This is a genomic window from Paenibacillus sp. GYB004 (genome assembly GCF_036577605.1).
In the GTDB taxonomy this organism is placed as follows: domain Bacteria; phylum Bacillota; class Bacilli; order Paenibacillales; family NBRC-103111; genus Paenibacillus_AB; species Paenibacillus_AB oceani.
In genome coordinates this window covers 186,456-205,546 of the sequence record NZ_JARBDB010000057.1, presented here as the reverse complement: position 1 = coordinate 205,546, position 19,091 = coordinate 186,456, and the positions used below count along the sequence as shown (strand labels likewise).

Below are 19,091 nucleotides of genomic sequence, written 5' to 3'. Positions count from 1 at the left end.
ATCACAGAAGCGAAGGAGGTGACAGTTACCAACATTTACCCGCGCGGTATGAACAACCTGCTACGATCCGTACCAACCTGCGGTACAGCAAGAGAAAGGGGGAGTATGATGGAATATGCGCATGGTCACTATAATTACGCCCTTGTGGTCCTTTCGGTCGTTATCGCCGTCGCGGCGTCCTACGGCTCGCTTGACCTGACAGGTCGGGCGAGCAAGCTGCACGAACGCAGCAGGAAATACGCACTCATATCGGTTAGTGCGATTACGCTCGGGCTTGGGATCTGGTCGATGCACTTCGTCGGAATGCTGGCGCTGAAGCTGCCGCAGCCGGTTACGTATCATTTGATGTGGACGCTGTTTTCTTTACTGCTGGCCATCGGCTCATCCTTCCTCGCAATCCTGCTTGTCTGCCGCAGCGAGCTGAGTTTGTTGCGGTTTAGCATGGCCGGTTTGTGTATGGGCGGAGGGATTGCGACCATGCATTATGTCGGGATGGAGGCGATCCGCAGCGGCTGTACGATTCACTATGAGCTGCTGCCGTTCGTGATCTCGATCCTGATCGCGATTGTCGTTTCTTACTGGGCGCTTTATTTGACGTTCCGTCTCCAGAAAAAGGACTCTCCGCCTATCGGCGACAAGGCGAAGACCGGCGGCGCTCTTTTGCTCGGAGGCGCTATATCCGGCATGCATTACACAGGGATGAAAGCGAGCCATTTCATGAGCTACTCGCCGCCCTATCCGGAAGTTTCGCTGTCCGAGTCTTGGCATTTCCTGCAGACGCCGCTCAGCCCCGGTGTGTTATCCGTGTGGATGGGCGTTACCGTGTTTTTTCTGGTCGTCGTCCTGATCGGCGGCGCTTTTATCGATCGCAAGCTGGCGCTGGAGTCGGCCAAGTCCAGCATTTTGCAGTTCGACGCGTTGTATAACAACAATCCGGATCTCGTCTGCACGTTTGATCTGGAAGGGAAGTTTCTCCATGCCAATCAGGCTGCAAAGCGGTTGACCGGGTATACCCAGGAGGAGCTCCGGGGCCGCAGCTATCGTTCGCTCCTGCCACCGGACCGGATTGCCGCCTCGAACCGGCTGTTCGAAATGGTGAAGCAGGGACAGGCGCAGCATTTCGAATCGGTGTTTCTTCATAAGCACGGGCATCTGCTTGATCTGAGCGTTACCGGCATTCCGATGAAGCAGGGCGAGCGGGTGGTCGCCGTCATTGCGATTTTTAAGGATATTACGCAGCACAAGCAAAATGAAGAGCATTACCGCAAATCGGACAAGCTGGGGATGGCGGGACAATTGGCGGCAGGTGTCGCTCACGAGATCCGGAACCCGCTGACTACGATCAAAGGGTTCGTTCAGCTTTTGCGCGGTGGCGCGGTAAAGGAAGAGTTTTATGAGATTATGAGCTCCGAGATTATGCATATCGACCGGATCATTACCGAGTTTCTGCTGCTCGCGAATCATCAGCAATCCGAATACGTCCGGACGAATCCTGAGGAACTGATGGGACAAGTGCTTACGCTCGTGCAAAGCCAGGCGAATATGAACAACGTCGCGATCGAAACGCGATTCGAACCGGAGCTGCCGGAGCTGCTGGTCGACCGGAACAAGCTGAAGCAGGCGTTCGTCAATCTGGTGAAAAATGCGATCGAATCGATGACGATGAGCGGCCGGGGCACCGTTAAAGTGGAAATTAGGAGAAAGGGCGGGACGGACATGCTGTTCCGCATTACCGATGAAGGAATCGGGATTTCTTCGGAGATGAAGGCAAAGCTCGGGGAGCCGTTTTACAGTACGAAGGAGAAAGGAACCGGCCTCGGGCTTATGGTATGCTACAAAATCATTAACGAGCATCAGGGTCATATCGAATATTTCGACGCTCAGGTCCGCGGGACGATCGTCGAGGTGACGCTGCCGGTCCCCGGCGTCGCAGGCGGGGAATGTACTGGAACATCGGGAACGAACGACGTATAATTCGACTATAGACAGGGGAAGCGGCGTATTTCGGAGGAGGGGATGATATTATGCGGATCCGATCATTTAATATGCACACGCTCCAGCGTAATCATACGGGCAAAAGCGGAGGCATCCACCCGTACGGCGAATTGCTCTGCGTGCGCGCGGGACATGCCGTGCTGGAATGGATGGGTACCGAGTATACGGCCTCTTCGCCAAACTTGTTCGTACTGGCGCCGGATACGCCGCACCGGATCATCCGGGTTTCCGAGCCGCTGCGGTTCTGGTACGTCGAGCTCGATATGGAGCCGAACGAGTCTTTCTTTTCGGTGGAGCAAGCTATGCTGTGGAATCGCTTTCAGAAAACGGCGGATTATACGTCCTCCTCGCTTTGGCTGATCGGGCAGACGCTGGAGCATATCTCCTACTCGGCGGATTGTCTCAGGTCGGAGCCTGCGGCCTATGACGAAGAGCTGGTCCGGCTGGATTTGGAGAAAACGATACGGCTGATCCGCAGACAGCTGCAGACGGCCGATACCGCTTCCGGTTATGCCGATACTTCGACGAAAGCGTTCGTCCAGAGGCTGATGCGTCATATGGAGACCAACTATTATGAACCGATCGATATCGAAACGTTATCGAAAAGAGTTCATTTGAACCCGTCTTATGTCATCCGTTCGTTCAAAAGCATAGCCGGGGTTACGCCGATCCAATATTTGCACAAGCTCCGGCTGAATGCAGCGATCAGTTTGCTGTCGCATACGGATATGGCGGTTCACCGGATCGCGGAGGAGACGGGTTTTAACAGCGTTCATTATTTCTCGAGACTGTTTAAGCAAAAGCATGGAATCAGCCCGCAGCAATGGAGGGATGAGCGGCAGGGCAAACGATAGGAGCGGATGATTCGGCCTTGGCCGGATGATCCGCTTTTTTTTGGAGCATGGAGGATTCGGTGTGTTCGCAGACGCAATGTTTTCATCCAACCGGTTAGGGTAGACATAACCGTCTGTCCGGTGGGAGACCGGGCGGATCTGCGCCGAGATCCGGCGACGGAGAGACGGACAATGTCAAAATCGTTCAACGCCGGCAGGCAAGCTTAGACGGTGCATGGAACGGGCGAACGGGCCGCTTTCGCATATCGGACACTATTCTGCAACGACCGGACGCGGATATTTTTATAAGATAGAGTCGTAAGTTGCGTGCTAACGACAAGGGGGATAACCAAATGAAAACGTATCGTCGAGTGGGTAGTGTTGCGGCGCTTCTGGCCGTTATACTGGCGGGCTGTGCCGCCAAGGAATCAACGTCGGGCGGAGAGGCGGGGAAAGAACAACCGAAACCTCCGGAGCCGGTTACGTTGACGTTGTACATGCAATCGGCGTTTCCGATTCAGGATCTGATCGTAGACGCGGTCCAGAAGAAGTACCCGCATATTACGCTCAAGCCGCTGCTGCGGCAAAAGGGCCAGCTTCCGGCCGACCTAGTGGCTGCGGGGGAGTTTCCGGACCTGATCTACAACAGTACGCCCTGGTACGCCGAGTATATCAATCTGAACGTGCTGCAGGATCTGAATTCGCTGGTCAGCTCGAACGGATTTGATCTGAACAAGCTGGACCCGCTGGCGGTCGAGGCGATCAAGCTGTGGGGGACGAAGGGCGAGCTGTACGCGATCCCGATCTACCGCAATTTTGCCGTCGTGTATTACAACAAAGATTTGTTCGACAAATTCGGGGTACCGTATCCGCAAGACGGCATGACCTGGAGTCAGGCGACGGATCTGGCGCGCAAGCTGACCCGGACGGATGGCGGGGTAGAGTACAAAGGACTGGATGCCAGCGACATCACGTCTGCCGTATCGCAGCTGACCACGCCTTTCGTTCAGTCGTCGGGAAAAGCGAATCTGGAGGCGCGCGGGTTTGAGACAGCGCTTAACAATCTGCAGACGATCTACAGCATCCCGGGCAATAAGCGCGGCAATAACATGCAGGATTTCTACAAAGGTACGGTTGCGATGTCGACGTTCTGGAACGTGCTCGCGAACTTTGAGGAGCAGCACTTGAAAGGCGCGGCGCTGAACTGGGATATGGTCTCGATGCCGACCTACGATGAGGCGCCGGGCAAATCGTATCAGGTCGATTCGCACAATATGAGCATATCTTCGCTGAGCAAGCATAAGGAAGCGGCTTTCCAGGTAATCGCTTACCTTACGTCCACCGAGATTCAGCAGGATATTGTCCGGGGCGGCTATGTGTCCGCTTTGGTCGATCCGGCCATGGAGAAAAACTTCGGCGCCAATCTGCAGTCGTTGAAGGGCAAAAACGTGCAGGCGATCTTTAAGCTGAAGTCGGCCCCGCTGTATCAAGTTTCGGTGTACGACTCGCTCGTCCGCGCCGAGCTGACCAAAGCGATGAACGAGGTGCTCGGCGGCTCGAAGGACGTCAATACGGCACTGCGGGATGCGAACGACAGGGCAAACAAAGTGCTGGACGCCGAGCGGAAAAAGTAAGTCGGGATCGTTGGTATGCGGCTGGGGCTGGGAGGAAGGCGTGCCGTTCGCGTTGAAAATCCATGAACCGGGTGTGGCCGCGCCGCTTCGGTGGCGCTCCTCTGCCCCGGCTTGTAGGATCTGGTACTGAAAACGGGATCGCTCGGATGGTTAGTTTCAGATCCAGTGCCGAGGCTCAGTGGTGGCAAAGCCAGAGAGCCGGAGCCAGAGAGCTGGGGAGCCATAGAGTAAGAGAATAAGAGAGCCTGAGCTAAAAGCTAGAGTGCAAGCTAGAGCTAGAGCCAAAAGCCAAAAGCCAAAAGCCAACCCCGGACCCAAACGCCGTACGCTGCACCCGCACCCCGCAACTCAAACCCAAACTCAAACCCAAACTCAGACCTAGGCATTTCCAGTCCCGGATAGGCCGCTTGTCCTGGTCGCCGTTTGGGTTTCAGATTGTCCACGATAAGCGTTCGAACGCCATTTGATGTTCAGCGCGTCACCTTTCCGTAACCTGCATAGTTTGGTAGAATGATAGAATCAGGTTTGTGGTACGGAAGGGGGACGTGCGATTGGCGTTTATTATTCTATATCTGGTAATCATTAATGTCGTCGGTTTTTTTATGTTTGGTTACGACAAGTCGATGGCGGTCCGGAAGCGCCGGCGTGTGCCGGAGAAGCGTTTATTTCTCGTTGCGGCAATTGGCGGGGCGGCTGGAGCGCTGATCGGGATGCGTGCGTTCCGGCATAAGACGAAGCATTTGTCGTTTACGATCGGAGTTCCCGCCCTAATCGCGGTGAATGTGGTCTGCGTCAGTTTGATTATTAAAATGTTCGGCTAACCCCAGCGCAGAGCAGCGAAGACCAAGCTGACAACCGGCACATGCAGCATATGCTGCATGTGAGATATAGTAGATAGCCTTTCGGCGCCGATTACCCGGCGTACCGCAAGCGAACCGAGAAAATCAGCGCGATCAAACCGGACCTGATCATCATTTCCGGCAGACAGCAAACCGCCTACGAAGAGCTCAGCAAAATCGGCACGACGATTTTCCTTGGCGTAGATACAGCGAAATATATGGAATCCTACACGGAAAACTCCAAAATCGTCGGACAAATCTTCGGCAAAGAGCAGCAAGTGGAAACCGAACTGAAAGCAGTCAGCGATTCGATCCAGAAGCTGAACCAAAAAGTGAAAGTAAGCGGCAAAAACGCCTTGATCGTACTCGCCAACGAAGGCTCGATCAGCGCTTACGGCGCGGGTTCCCGCTTCGGCATCCTGCATGATGTCATCGGCTTCGAACCTGTGGACAAAAACATTGAAGTTTCGACGCACGGCAAGCCCGTCTCGTTCGAATATATCGCCGAGAAAAACCCGGACTATCTGTTCGTCATCGACCGTGGAGCGGCTGTCGGCGGAGAACCGGCAGCGAAGAAAACGATCGAAAACGAGCTCGTCAAAAAGACCAAAGCGTTCCAAAACGGCAATATCGTGTACCTCGACCCGAACTACTGGTATTTGTCAGGCGGCGGGTTGATCTCGGTCGCCGAGATGGTGAAGGAAGTCGAGAAAGGCGTCAAGTAACCGGCATAATGGCGCAAGGAAGCGTATGAACGAACAGAGCTGTCCCGTCAGGTCTCATTCATGACCGGGGTGACGGCTCTGTTTTTTGGCTGAACCGATAGGTAGTTAGGTAATGATGTGATACCTCTTTGCCGGTTATGGATGTATAATAACGGTAGCGCTAATAGGTGAGGAGAGATCGGGTTGCAGTTTTTGAACGTGTATGTCAAAAAGTATTGGAAGCTGTTTTGCGTAGCGGTCTTCTTTCTCACGATTGAAGCGCTGTGCGATCTCATGCTGCCTACGCTGATGGCGAGCATTATCGATGTCGGGGTAGCCGAGAGCCGGATGGATTACATCATGCGGATCGGAGGTCTGATGCTGCTTATTACGGCGGTCGGGGCGTTGTCCGCCAGTGCGCGCAATATCATCGCCAGCCGCGTCTCGCAGAAGTTCGGCACCGAGCTGAGGGCCGACTTGTTCCGCAAGATCCAAAGCTTGTCGTTTACAAGCATCGATCAATTTGAAAGGGCTTCCTTGGTTACCCGGCTGACGAACGACGTGACGCAAGTGCAAAACTTCGTGAACGGACTTATGCGTATTTTCGTAAAAGCTCCCTTGCTTTGCATCGGCAGTTTGATTATGGCCGTCCGGCTGAATCCGCACTTGTCGACCGTCCTTGCCGTCGTCGTCCCCGTCGTCGCTTTGCTCGTCGTGTTGAACATGAAGATCGGCTTTCCGCGGTTTATGAAGGTACAGAAGGCGCTGGACAGGGTCAACGGCGTCATCCGCGAATATTTGTCAGGCGTGCGGGTCGTGAAGGCGTTCAACCGGTTCAACTACGAAACGGACAAATTCGACAAGGCGAACGGCGAATACAAAGACCGCTCGGTCCAAGTGATGAGAGCGATGTCCGTGTTTAACCCGGCCATTATGCTGACCGTCAACTTCGGGATCGTCGCCGTCATCTGGATCGGCGGCATCCGGGTGGACAGCGGTCAGATGCAGGTCGGGCACGTGCTGGCCTTTATTAACTATATGACCCAAATCTTAATGTCGCTGCTGATGATCTCGATGGTTTTTAACATGTTCGTCCGTGCGCGGGCTTCCGCTGTGCGGATCGGGGAAGTGTTCGCCGAGATGAATACGATGACGTGGAAGGAACAGACGATCCGGGACGTTCCGGCCGCGAGAGGGAGAGTCGATTTCGAAAACGTGACGTTTTCGTACGACGGCCCGTCGGGCGAGCCGGCGCTCCATCGCATCAGCTTCACCTGCTTGCCGGGGCAAACGGTAGGCATTATCGGATCGACCGGTTCGGGCAAGAGCAGTCTGATCGGACTGATCCCGCGTTTTTATGATGCCGATTCGGGTACGGTCAAAGTGAACGGAACGAACGTGCTGGAGGTCGATCCGAGCGCGCTTCGGGAGAGGATCGCGATCGTTCCACAGAAATCGGTGCTGTTCTCCGGTACGGTGGCGGACAATATTAGGTGGGGCAAGGACGATGCAACCCGCGAAGAGATCGAGCATGCGGCCAGGCTCGCCGAAGCGCACGAGTTTATCGCCGCGTTCCCCGAAGGCTACGACACCGTACTCGGCCAGCGCGGAGTTAATTTGTCTGGCGGGCAGAAGCAGCGTGTCTCGATTGCGCGGGCGCTCATCCGAAGGCCGGATATATTAATACTGGACGACTGCACCAGCGCGGTAGACGTTGCTACTGAAGCGAAGATCAAGCAATCGTTAAAACAATACGCAAGCAACGTAACGTGCCTGCTCATCGCACAGCGGATTACGTCGGTCATGGATGCCGACCAGATTATCGTGCTCGACCAAGGGGAGATCGTCGGAATCGGCCGGCACGGGCAGCTGTTGCGGGAATGCAGCGTATACAAGGAAATCTACGAGTCGCAAATCGGGAAGGAGGTGCAGCCGAATGTCCAAGCCGAATGAACGGACGGATGAACAGCGAAGCCAGGCTGATCTGGCGATGCCGCCGGTGCCCGGCCGGCATCCGGGGGCAGGAGGATTCGGGGCGCGGGGTCGAGGACCGGTCGTAAAGCCGAAAAACTTCAAAGCGACAATGGCAAAACTGTGGAAGTACCTCGGCGGGGAACGGAAGCTGCTGACGGTCATTTTCGTCTTTTTGCTGATCAATGCCGGGATCGGGCTGGCCGGACCTTACTTGATCGGGCTATCGATCGACACGATGACGGTTTCTGGCGGCGCTGTGGATTTCTCCGTGCTGCAAGTCATTCTGCTTGCGATGATCGCCGCATACGTCATGGACGGACTGCTCACCTTGTTCCAAGGCTGGATGATGGCAGGCGTCTCTCAGCGAATCGTGATGAAGCTCCGGGGCGCGATGTTCCGCAAGCTGCAGAAGCTTCCGCTTGCCTTTTTCGATTCGCGGCCGAGCGGCGAAGTGATGAGCCGGATGTCCAACGACATCGACAACGTCAGCAATACGATCTCGCAGTCGACGGTGCAGCTAATGTCCGGTTCGATCGCGATTGTCGGCTCGCTGACGATGATGCTCGTGCTGAGCCCGATCCTCACGCTCGCGAGTCTGATTACGGTGCCGCTCGTTTATATGCTCGCCCGCACGATTACGAAAAAAACGAGCGTATTGTTCAAGGAACAGCAGGCCCAGCTCGGCAAGCTGAACGGGCATATCGAAGAAACGGTATCCGGCCTGCAGGTCGTAAAGGCGTTTAATCGCGAACAGCGTTCAGTTGAAGAGTTCGATGAGGTGAACGCCAAGCTGTACGAAGCGGGGTTAAAGGCGCAGATCTGGTCCGGCTTTATGATGCCCCTGCTCAGCGTCATCAGCAATATCGGGTTCGCGGCGGTTGCGATCGTCGGCGGAATTCTCGCCGTACAGGGAGATATTACGGTAGGGATTATCGCCAGCTTCCTCAGCTATTCCCGCCAGTTTGTACGTCCGCTGAACGAGCTGGCGAACTTGTACAACGTGCTGCAGTCCGGGGTAGCGGGCGCAGAACGCGCATTTGAGGTGCTCGAGGAGACGGAGGAGACCGAGGACCGGCCGGATGCGGTCGTCTTGGCGAATCCGAAGGGACATGTCGTCTTTGAGAATGTCAGCTTCGGCTACCGGCCCGACGTTCCGATCCTGAAAGATGTCAGCTTCGTCGTTCCCGAGGGCAGCAGCACGGCGCTCGTAGGGCCGACGGGAGCGGGGAAAACGACGGTCGTCAACCTGCTGACGCGGTTTTACGACGTGACGGGCGGTACGATCTACATCGACGGCCGGGATATCCGGACGTATACGAGGGACAGCCTGCGGCGCTGCTTCGGCATCGTCCTGCAGGATACGTACTTGTTCTCGGGTACAATCCGGGAGAACATCAAATACGGCAGGCCGGACGCGACCGAGGAGGAGATGACACGGGCGGCGGCTATGGCGAACGCCGACGTCTTCATCCGCAAGCTGCCGAACAAGTACGATACGATGCTGACCGAGAACGGCGGCAATTTAAGCCAAGGCCAGCGGCAACTGCTCGCGATTGCGAGAGTGATGCTGGCGGAGCCGTCGATCCTCATTCTCGACGAGGCGACGAGCAGCATCGACACCCGGACGGAGCTGCATATTCAGGAAGCGCTGCTTCACATGCTGCAAGGACGGACCAGCTTCATCATCGCGCACAGGCTGAACACGATCCGCGATGCGGATACGATCATGGTCGTGGACCGCGGCGAGATCGCGGAGAAGGGCAGCCACGACGTGCTGATCCGGGAGCAGGGCGCTTATTCGCGGATGTTCCACAATCAGTTCAAAAATATCGAGGGGACCAGCTAGGGACTCTGATTAGGCGTGACGCGACGCGAGGGCCGGATCGCTCAGGCGTGTTGACGTGACTGGGTGTCATAGGAGTAACATTAGATGTGGCTGAGCGTGATTTGACGCGATGAGAGGTAAACGGACGTTGTTGCTCTACGTGACTGGGCGTACTAGGAGTAGCTTTAGAGGTAGCTGGGCGGATTTGACGTGATGAGGGGTAAGCGGACGTTGTTGCTGGACGTGATGGGGTGGTTGGGCGTAACTTTAGCGCGAATTAGCAGTCTTTTGGGACTCTTATTTTTCACCATTCGCCCGTTCTGGAGTAAATAAGTGATGTTTGGGGCCGTTATTTCGGACGCTATAAGCGAAATGACTGACTGGCCTCGATATAAGAGTCCCAAACGTCCTCTAATTTGCTCAGACTGCCGAATTTCCAAGAAATAACGGTCCCCAAAAGCTCTTATTCCACTCAGCAACCTCCTGTCTGTCGAGCAAGCGCTTATCCGCTTAGCACCGCCTGACTATCCGCCCAGTTCCGCCCTCTTTCCGAATGACTACGGACCAAGTCTCGCCTCTCGTGCGGGCGACAAACACTTATTAACTTCCGGCAGGAGAAGAAGCGATGAGAATATCGAAGGGCGGCTGGGTTTCCCGGCTGCTGAAGCAGTCGGCCCGGGAGAGAGACCGTGCAGTGCAGGAGCTGCGGCTCTACAAAGTGGCGCTGGAAAACGCATACGAAGGGCTCGTCATCTGTGATCGCGAGGGCCGGATTTTGTCGCTGAACGACACGTACGCGACGCTGCTCGGAGTGCGGGCGGCCGACGTGATCGGCAAGCCGGTGGCGGACGTCATTGAGAATACCCGGATGCATATCGTGGCCGAGACCGGCAAGGCGGAAATCGCCGACCTGCAGCTCGTGAAGGGGCGGTGGATGATCGCGACGCGGATTCCGATCCGCGACCAGGCCGGGAACGTAATCGCGGTAGCGGGCAAAGTCGTGTTCCAGGATCTCGATAATTTGTTTCAGATGAACACCCGGTTCAAGGAAATCCGCAAACAGCTCCACCATCCGGCGGATAAAGAGAGAAGCGCCGCTTCCGCGAAATACGGCATGTCGCACATTATCGGAGACGGCGAACCGATGCGTTCCGTGAAAGCGATGGCGATTAAGGCGGCGAAGACGAACGGGGCGGTGCTGATTACCGGCGAGAGCGGAACCGGGAAAGAACTGTTCGCTCATGCGATTCACCGGGAAAGCTCCCGTTACTTCGGCCCGTTCATTACGGTCAATTGCGCTGCCGTACCGGAGCCGCTATTCGAGTCGGAGCTGTTCGGCTATAAGGAAGGCGCGTTTACCGGCGCTGTCAAGTCGGGCAAAAAGGGGAAGTTTGCACTGGCCCATAAAGGCACCCTGTTTCTGGACGAGATCGGGGATATGCCGCTCCAGCTGCAGGCGAAGCTGCTTCGCGTCTTGCAGGAAAAGGAGATCGAGCCGGTAGGAGCGGCTTACCCCGAACCGGTGGACGTCCGAATCGTAGCCGCGACGAATCAAAATCTGGCCCGTCTGGTCGAACAAGGCAAATTCAGACGGGACTTGTATTACCGGCTCCACGTGATCGAGCTGCGTCTTCCCCCGCTGCGCGAGCGAAAGGAGGACATCCCGGTTTTGGCCGAATTCATCCTGAAGAAGCTGGCGCGGGACAACGGACTCCACACGGTGCAGGCCGACTCCGCAGCGATAAGAAGACTGCAAAGCTGCGATTGGCCGGGCAACGTCCGGGAGCTGAGCAACGTGCTGGAACAGGCGCTGCTGTTCATGGAAGGCTCGGTCATCCGGGAAGAGGATCTCGGCCTGCCTCCGCTCGCGCACGGGGCTGACGGTGCTGCGGCAAGCGGGACTTCCGAATCGGACGAAGGCGGGATACGGGCAGCGGCGCTACAGGAGAAGGACGGCGATCCGGGGAGGATCGTATCCGCGCAAAGAGTAACGTCGGGCGGGGTGCCGGACAATACGGAAGCTTCCCCGGCTTACAGGGAACGAGAGCCGTTGAAGGAACAGGTACGCAGGCTGGAGAAGGAGCTGATCGCCGGGGCGCTCCGGCTCGAGAACGGCGACAGCCAGGCGGCGGCCCGAAGACTCGGTATGGGCAAGTCGAGCTTTTATAAGAAGCGCGGCGAGTACGGACTGTAACAGATGGGCGTTCCGGCGAATACGGCTGGGAACGCGTCTCCCTCGCCGAAATCCCTTTCCTCTAAAAAACAGGAGGAAAGGGATTTCGAACTTTTTCACCGGTTATTACTGACAACGCTGGCGGAGGACAAGTCGCGCTTCGCTTAGAACTGGTCTGCATCCGTTTCATTAGGAGCGATCCGCTCGGCGTCCATTGCCGGACAACCGGCCGCTGGGCGTCTGATTGTACGAAGAGAACTTTTTTGCTTATAATGGACTACGACGACTGACCGCGAAAGGAGGACAACCCGGTGAAACAAAGCGGAAAGCGCTCCCGTTTATTCAAGCAAATTTTATTGTCGCATGTGCTCATTTTCGCGATCCCGTTTATCGTCCTTAGCAGCGTCGTCTACTATAACGCCGTTGTCCGTTTTAAGAGCGAAACCGAGTCGTCCAGCTTGTATAAGCTGACTCAGGTTATGAATACGTTCGACCTGATCGCGCGCGGATTGGACAACACGGCGTCCCGGATATCGATCGATACCCGTTTGACCCCATTTATGGTGAAAAGCGGAATATATAAAGAAATTGAAGCGATCGAGGAGTTGGGCAAGTATAAAGCCAACAATACGATCGTTGACGATCTGGCCCTTTATTTTCACGGGGATGAGCGGCTCTACTCCTCAAACGGCATGAATTCGCTGGATACGTTTACGAAGCAAGTGTACCGGTTCACCGATCTGGACGGAGCCCGGTTGGGCGCGCAGCTGAACGAAACCCGCTTTCCCGCGATCCGCCGGGCTCAAGCCCAGTTGTCGGGAAGCGAGAACGCGCAAAACGTGCTGACCTACATGTTCCCGATCCCGCGCAACAGCCAGTCGCCCTATGCGACGGTTCTTTTTCTGATCCGCGAGTCGATGCTGACCGATCTGGTCGGGCCGATTCTCGGCGATTTTAACGGAAGCGTATACGTATCCGATACGGAAGGGCGAATCATCGCTTCGCGCAGCCGTGAGATCAAGCTGACCGATGCCGAAGCGGCCAAGCTGTCTGAGGCTTACGTCGGAGAAGGCGTCCACGACGTCTCTTACGATAACGAGCGCTACTCGCTGATGAAGGTCAAGTCCGAGGTAAGCGGCTGGTCGTATGTCGTCGTTATGCCGACAAGCCAGTTTCTCGGGCGCGTGCTGGAGATGCGTACCTTTATCGTTCTCATTTGTCTCGCTGTCGTCGCTTTCGGGATCGCCACGGCGGTCCTGCTCTCTACAAGACAATACCGGCCGATTCGCCATATCGCCGAGCATGTGCGTCCGCTGGCCGGACGGCTGCAAGGAAGCGGGGAGCGGCGCGGCAACGAGCTCGATTTGATCCGCGATACGGTGCGGGCGACTAAAGATTTGATGGAGCAGATCGATGAGCAGCGTCCGATCGTGCGCGAGCAGTTTTTCGTCAAGCTGCTCAGGGGTGCGCTGCGCGACGCTAGCGAAGTCGATACTTTTATAGAGCGGGAAAATCTGGCGATTTCCGGAAAAACATGCTTTGTGGCCGTTGTATCGATGGAAGGGAACGACTATGTCTCAACGCAAAACCGGGAGGAACTGCTCTGTTTATTAAGCGAAGTGGAATTGCCTCAAGCGGTCGGCTACGGAGTCGAGATGATTCAGGACAACGCCATCGTCATCCTGGTCGCCTTTACCGGCGGGGAAGAAGCAACCCGAGAGCTTCAGGAGCACATTGCCCGGGAAATTGCCCGGCAGTTCGAGGCGTGCTGCGGCATCAAGCCTGCGATCGGCGTCGGCACTCCGGTATCCGGACCGCTTGAGGCCAACCGGTCCTATATCGAGGCATCTGCGGCGATCGAGCACAATATGCGGGCTCATAGAGGTGACATTATTTTCTTCGACGAGCTGTCGCAATGGCAGGAAAGCAATGACTGGTATTCCGTCGAGGAGCAGATCCGTCTTGTCCAGAGCATGAAGCAGGGCAACAAAGAGGCGGCCGGAGCGGCACTCGACAGCTTGATGAACGATTTGCGGGACAAACAGGTGTCATTGTTTTATTTGCGCTGCATGTGTTTTGATTTGATCAACACCTTCCTGCGGACGATGAACGAATTGCAGGTGAATATTCAACCGGAGCACCGTCAAGGCTTGACCGAATTTACGACACTGGAGCAGCTCGGTGCAGGCATGTACAGTTTAATCGAAGATATATGCAACCATGTGAATGCCAATAAAGAAAACAAAAACAGCGAGCTTGGCGACCGGATTCGGAGTTATGTGCAGGCCAATTTCAAAGATTACGATCTGAACCTGGAGAAAATATCCGATCATTTTCAAATGTCGCTTTCTTACTTCAGCCGCTTTATGAAAGAGCAGACCGGCTATACGTTTACCGATTATGTCACCCATCTGCGCATGGAGGAAGTGAAGCGCTTGCTCAAAGAGACGGATATTCCGATCAAAGATATCGTTGCGAGCGTAGGGTATGCAGACGTCCCTAACTTTATGCGTAAATTTAAAAAGTCGGAGGGGCTGACCCCTGGACAGTTTAGAAAGCTGTATTCTTAATCCAGGGCGGAGCGGGTCACCCTCCAGTTCTTGCACCAACATAACGGGACTGTCGGCGTGCATGGAGCCAAATCGGACCGTGTTGCGCAACAATTAATCCGGTGAGTATCCATCATTGGCGAAGGAATGGATCGTAAAGTGTCGAATCTATCTTGCGGAGGTAATTTCGGACACTTATAAAGTGTTACAAGGTATTAAGGTTATCTGTTGCAGCTGTATGATAGTTAAGTCCGTTTTTCATGGATTTTAGTGGGTTTGCATATTAAGGGGGGTTCCACATCGATTTAGAAGGTTTTATTAATTTGAGTTTGCTGGCAATCGTGTTGATTGTGCCTGTATGTTTTGCGATCTTTAGAGGAAGCAAGGTTTTTAAGAAATCCGCTTTATTGGTACAGTCGCTTGCTGTAGGGTTTGGGTTATATGTGATCGCTTCCATTGTGTCGTTTTTTGTGTATACCGACTCCTTGAATATACTCGTCTTCTTGGTTCTTTACACGGCAGCTTTTATATTGAGCAGTCTTGTAAATGTCGGTATCATCTTCATTCGAAAACGTAAAGTGTGATAGTTGTACGTAACACGTCCCCGCTTGGCTTCCGCTGGCGGGGAAATCTTTTTTATTCGCTCCCGGTCCATACAGCAAGCAGCATACTTGGCGCCGGAACGCGTTATCGTTCAAGAAGCCGGTCTCCCGAATCTCGTTTTCGGGGAGCCGGCTTTTTGTCGAACTTTGTTCACCGGATACGCTCCGGTCCGGGACTTTTCTCATTGTCCGAAACGGTTGAACCTCTCAACAACCACCCGAATATGCCCGATTCGGACAATTTTCCGAATGACAATCGGCCTCAAAATTTACATATATACACCGCAATCCTTACTGCCGCAACGGATGTCATGGGAGACAAGTCGGCTGCACGAACAACAAATTTACGAAAGCGCTATCCCGGGATAAGCTTGCTAACATAGACCGCGAAGGTGGAGGGGAGAAACATCCATGACAGTCAAAACGGAGCCGCTCGCTCAAGGCACCGAACGCGCATCGCGGCGAAACAGCGGTTGGAAGTCGATTCGCAAAAACTGGGAGCTGTATATATTCGTACTGCCGACAATTGCTTATTTTATCGTCTTCCATTATTTCCCGATGTACGGTCTGCAGATTGCATTTCGGGATTACACGCCAAGTCTTGGCATATGGAACAGCCCATGGGTCGGGCTCGAACATTTAAAGCGATTTTTCGATTCTTACTACTTTTGGACCCTCATTAAAAATACGATCGGGATCAGCCTGTACGAGCTGATTGTCGGTTTTCCGGTACCGGTCCTGCTGGCCTTGGCGATTAACGAGCTGAAAAACGGAGCGTTCAAAAAATGGGTGCAAACGATCACGTACGCGCCTCACTTTATATCCGTAGTCGTTATGGCCGGGATGATCATCGCATTTCTAGCGCCGGGAAGCGGTATTATCAATCTGGTGATTAAAGCGCTGGGCGGCGAGCCCATCCCGTTTCTGACCGAGCCGGGCTGGTTCAAGACCGTATTCGTTATGTCGGGCGTGTGGCAGAATATGGGCTGGGGGACGATCATCTACTTGGCCGCGCTCGCCGGCGTCGATCCGCAGCAGCATGAAGCGGCGATGATGGACGGAGCAACCCGGCTGCAGCGTGTCTGGCATATCAATCTGCCCAGCATCGTGCCGACGATGGTCATCCTGCTTATACTGAATGTCGGCAGCTTCATGTCCGTCGGATTCGAGAAAGTATTTTTGCTGCAAAACCCGTTAAATCTGCAAACATCGGACGTCATCTCCACTTACGTATACCGGAGCGGACTCGTCCAAGGCCAGTTCAGCTTCTCGGCTGCGATCGGCCTGTTCAACTCGGTGATTAACTTTATCCTGCTGCTTACCGTAAACCGGATCGCCAGACGGGTAAACGAAACGAGCTTATGGTAAGGGAGGGTGGTAATAATGATTAGAGAATCGTGGTCGGACCGCGTGTTCAATCTGATTAACAAATTGTTTCTGTTGGGAGTGCTTATTGCGGTATTGTATCCGATCATCTATGTCATCAGCGCTTCGATCAGCGATCCGGTCTATGTCAATCAAGGGAAGATGTGGCTGTTCCCGCGAGGTATTACGTTCGAAGGATACAAGCGCGTCTTCCAGAACCCGGAAATCTGGTCGGGGTATCGCAATACGGTGCTGTACACGCTGGGCGGCACGTTCATCAACCTGTTGTTTACCGTTCCCGCCGCCTATGCGTTATCCCGCAAAGATTTGCTGGGACGCGGGCCGATGATGGGCCTGATCGTGTTTACGATGTTTTTCGGCGGCGGACTCGTGCCGACCTTCTTGCTGGTCAGCGAACTGGGCATGCTCAATACGGTATGGGCGCTCGTCATTCCGAATGCGGTTGCCGTGTACAATCTGATCATCTGCCGCACATTTTTCCAGATGAATATCCCGCGGGAGCTTCAGGAGTCGGCGGAAATCGACGGCTGTTCCAATACGATGCTGTTCATTAAAATCGTGCTTCCCTTGTCCGCTCCGATCATCGCCGTAATGGCGCTGTATTACGGGGTGGCGCACTGGAACAGTTACTTCAGCGCGATCATTTATTTGAAGGATCGCAGCTTGTACCCGCTTCAGCTGATCCTGCGGGAAATTCTCGTGCAGAATCAGATGAGCGACGCGATGCTGATGACGGGCGACGACATGGAAGCGATGGCGAAGCAGGCACGGATCGCGGACATTATCAAATACGCCGTCATGATCGTATCGAGCTTGCCGATCATTATCGTCTATCCGTTTATGCAGCGCTTCTTCATGAAAGGCGTGCTGATCGGTTCGGTCAAAGGCTGAGCCGCAGCCGCCGTCTAAGTTCGTGAACTACGGCGATTAGCCGTTCTTCATATAGATACCGATATGGGAAGGGGTTAAGCAAGATGAAGAAATGGTTGAAGACGATTATGGTTACGACTGTGGGAGGCGCCGTGCTGCTGGCCGGCTGCAGCGGGAAAACCGAGGAGCCGAAGGCGGAGAACGGACAGGCGAAAAATTTCAATGCCGAAGGATACCCGGTCGTAAACGAAAAAATAACGCTGAACATGATGGGATCGAAGGCGGCTATCCACGGACCTTGGAACGAAATGGTGTTGTTCAAGGAAATGGAAAAAATGACGAACATCCAATTCGAGTTCAACACTCCGCCACAGGCGAACTACCAGGAGGCGAAAAACCTCGCGTTTGCAAGCCGCCAGCTGCCCGACGTCTTTTTCAACTCGCTGCTTACTCCGGACGATGAAGTAACCTACGGCAGCCAAGGGTATCTGATCCCGCTTGAAGAGCTGATCGAGAAATATGCGCCTAACCTGAAGAAACGGATGGAAGCTAATCCGGATATTAAGAAGTCGATCACGACGATGGACGGTCATATTTACGCGCTGCCGCTCATTATCGACCAGCCGCGGGCGTTCGTCCCGAACCGGCTCTGGCTGAACGGCGACTGGATGGAAAGCCTCGGCATTACGAAGGTGCCGGAGACGACGGACGAGTTCTACGAATTGTTAAAGCAGTTCAAAAACGGCGATCCGAATAAAAACGGCAAAGCCGACGAAATTCCGATGTCCAACGTTAAGCTGAACAACCTCGATGGCATCCTGCTTCCGGCATTCGGCCTGCTCGGCCGCGAAGTGGAAGTGAAGGACGGCAAAGTCCGCTTCAACCCAGTTCAGAACGAATACAAGGAATATATAAGCTACTTGAACAAGCTGTTCAGCGAAAAGCTGCTGGACAACGAAATGTTCGTGCAAACGTCCCAGCAAATGGCGGCCAAAGGCAATTCGAATCAAATCGGCGCGTTCGTAGGATCGGCTCCCGATCTCGTGCTGAAGGTGGCCAAGCCGGAGGACAACTACAAGCATCCGATGCTCGCTCCGCTTACGAGCAAGTTCAACAGCGAAAAGCTGACGAAGCGCGCATCGAATATCCGCCGCGGTACGTTTGCGATCACGAGCAACAACAAACATCCGGAAGCGACGATGCGTTGGGTCGATTACTTGTATTCGGACGAAGGCAGCCGGCTCGGCTTCCTGGGCAACAGCTACAAATGGCTCGACGACGCCAAGACGAAATGGACGTTCGTTTCTCCGGAGGGCGTGAATCCGGAGGAATACCGCGCCAAGCTTACGCCGGACGTAGGCGGCCAGCTTCCGCTGATCAAGGAGAGAGAGTTCGACTCGAAGCGCGACAACGGCAATGGTTTGGATTACAACAAGATGGTCGACGAAAAGTTGAATCCATACGCCAAGATGGATTACCCGGACGTGTACTTCACCAATGAAGAGCAAAAGCGTCTGAACGTCGTCAAAACCGACATCAAGACGTATGTGGAGCAGATGGAAGCGAAATTCATCGTCGGCCAGGAGCCGTTCGCGAAGTGGGACGACTATGTGAACACGATCAAAAAGATGGGCCTCGACGAAATGCTGAAAATTTACCAGGACGCTTACGACCGCTGGAACAAAAACAAATAATGCTGTAAAGGTG

General features: G+C 54.5%; 11 protein-coding genes and 1 pseudogene. All 12 read left to right on the top strand.

The features are described from left to right. Positions 1-108 precede the first annotated feature (108 nt). The 12 genes and pseudogenes from PV433_RS24145 to PV433_RS24090 all read left to right on the top strand — a co-directional run bounded on the left by PV433_RS24145 (position 109) and on the right by PV433_RS24090 (position 19,078). On the top strand, positions 109-1,974 hold the full coding sequence (locus tag PV433_RS24145) for an MHYT domain-containing protein (protein ID WP_332074590.1): 1,866 nt from the start codon (positions 109-111) through the stop codon (positions 1,972-1,974). Between the two features lie 50 nt (positions 1,975-2,024). Beyond that, complete coding sequence (locus PV433_RS24140; protein WP_332074589.1) at positions 2,025-2,849, top strand: AraC family transcriptional regulator; 825 nt, start codon at positions 2,025-2,027, stop codon at positions 2,847-2,849. Positions 2,850-3,181: 332 nt separating this feature from the next. Continuing rightward, the gene (locus PV433_RS24135; RefSeq protein ID WP_332074588.1) at positions 3,182-4,462 is read left to right on the top strand and encodes an ABC transporter substrate-binding protein; all 1,281 of its coding nucleotides are present in this window, start codon (positions 3,182-3,184) and stop codon (positions 4,460-4,462) included. A 545-nt stretch (positions 4,463-5,007) separates the two neighbouring features. Continuing rightward, positions 5,008-5,283 (top strand): DUF1294 domain-containing protein, encoded by a 276-nt coding sequence (locus PV433_RS24130; protein WP_442951571.1) that lies wholly within the window; start codon positions 5,008-5,010, stop codon positions 5,281-5,283. Positions 5,284-5,399: 116 nt separating this feature from the next. Further along, positions 5,400-6,026: pseudogene (locus PV433_RS24125) on the top strand (siderophore ABC transporter substrate-binding protein); the annotation flags it as partial. Between the two features lie 183 nt (positions 6,027-6,209). Beyond that, on the top strand, positions 6,210-7,958 hold the full coding sequence (locus PV433_RS24120; RefSeq protein WP_332074586.1) for an ABC transporter ATP-binding protein: 1,749 nt from the start codon (positions 6,210-6,212) through the stop codon (positions 7,956-7,958). After that, on the top strand, positions 7,942-9,825 hold the full coding sequence (locus tag PV433_RS24115; protein WP_442951570.1) for an ABC transporter ATP-binding protein: 1,884 nt from the start codon (positions 7,942-7,944) through the stop codon (positions 9,823-9,825). The genes PV433_RS24120 and PV433_RS24115 overlap by 17 nt, the downstream gene beginning before the upstream one ends. 604 nt (positions 9,826-10,429) lie before the next feature. Then, positions 10,430-11,998: a sigma-54 interaction domain-containing protein gene (locus PV433_RS24110; RefSeq protein WP_332074585.1), complete on the top strand. Its 1,569-nt coding sequence runs from the start codon at positions 10,430-10,432 to the stop codon at positions 11,996-11,998. A gap of 290 nt (positions 11,999-12,288) precedes the next feature. Continuing rightward, the gene (locus PV433_RS24105) at positions 12,289-14,547 is read left to right on the top strand and encodes a helix-turn-helix domain-containing protein (RefSeq protein WP_332074584.1); all 2,259 of its coding nucleotides are present in this window, start codon (positions 12,289-12,291) and stop codon (positions 14,545-14,547) included. A gap of 992 nt (positions 14,548-15,539) precedes the next feature. Then, positions 15,540-16,496, top strand: coding sequence for an ABC transporter permease (locus PV433_RS24100; protein WP_332074583.1), 957 nt, complete (start codon positions 15,540-15,542; stop codon positions 16,494-16,496). A 15-nt stretch (positions 16,497-16,511) separates the two neighbouring features. Next, positions 16,512-17,405 carry a carbohydrate ABC transporter permease gene (locus PV433_RS24095; protein ID WP_442951569.1) on the top strand — a complete coding sequence of 298 codons (894 nt, stop codon included), beginning with the start codon at positions 16,512-16,514 and terminating at the stop codon, positions 17,403-17,405. Positions 17,406-17,488: 83 nt separating this feature from the next. Beyond that, complete coding sequence (locus tag PV433_RS24090; RefSeq protein ID WP_332074581.1) at positions 17,489-19,078, top strand: extracellular solute-binding protein; 1,590 nt, start codon at positions 17,489-17,491, stop codon at positions 19,076-19,078. The last annotated feature ends 13 nt before the right edge of the window (positions 19,079-19,091 follow it).

Excerpts from the sequence above, each read along its gene's own strand:
- PV433_RS24090 (WP_332074581.1), top strand. The coding sequence starts at position 17,489 with ATGAAGAAATGGTTGAAGACGATTATGGTTACGACTGTGGGAGGCGCC.
- PV433_RS24145 (WP_332074590.1), top strand. The coding sequence starts at position 109 with ATGGAATATGCGCATGGTCACTATAATTACGCCCTTGTGGTCCTTTCG.
- PV433_RS24100 (WP_332074583.1), top strand. The coding sequence starts at position 15,540 with ATGACAGTCAAAACGGAGCCGCTCGCTCAAGGCACCGAACGCGCATCG.
- PV433_RS24140 (WP_332074589.1), top strand. The coding sequence starts at position 2,025 with ATGCGGATCCGATCATTTAATATGCACACGCTCCAGCGTAATCATACG.
- PV433_RS24095 (WP_442951569.1), top strand. The coding sequence starts at position 16,512 with ATGATTAGAGAATCGTGGTCGGACCGCGTGTTCAATCTGATTAACAAA.
- PV433_RS24135 (WP_332074588.1), top strand. The coding sequence starts at position 3,182 with ATGAAAACGTATCGTCGAGTGGGTAGTGTTGCGGCGCTTCTGGCCGTT.
- PV433_RS24110 (WP_332074585.1), top strand. The coding sequence starts at position 10,430 with ATGAGAATATCGAAGGGCGGCTGGGTTTCCCGGCTGCTGAAGCAGTCG.
- PV433_RS24115 (WP_442951570.1), top strand. The coding sequence starts at position 7,942 with ATGTCCAAGCCGAATGAACGGACGGATGAACAGCGAAGCCAGGCTGAT.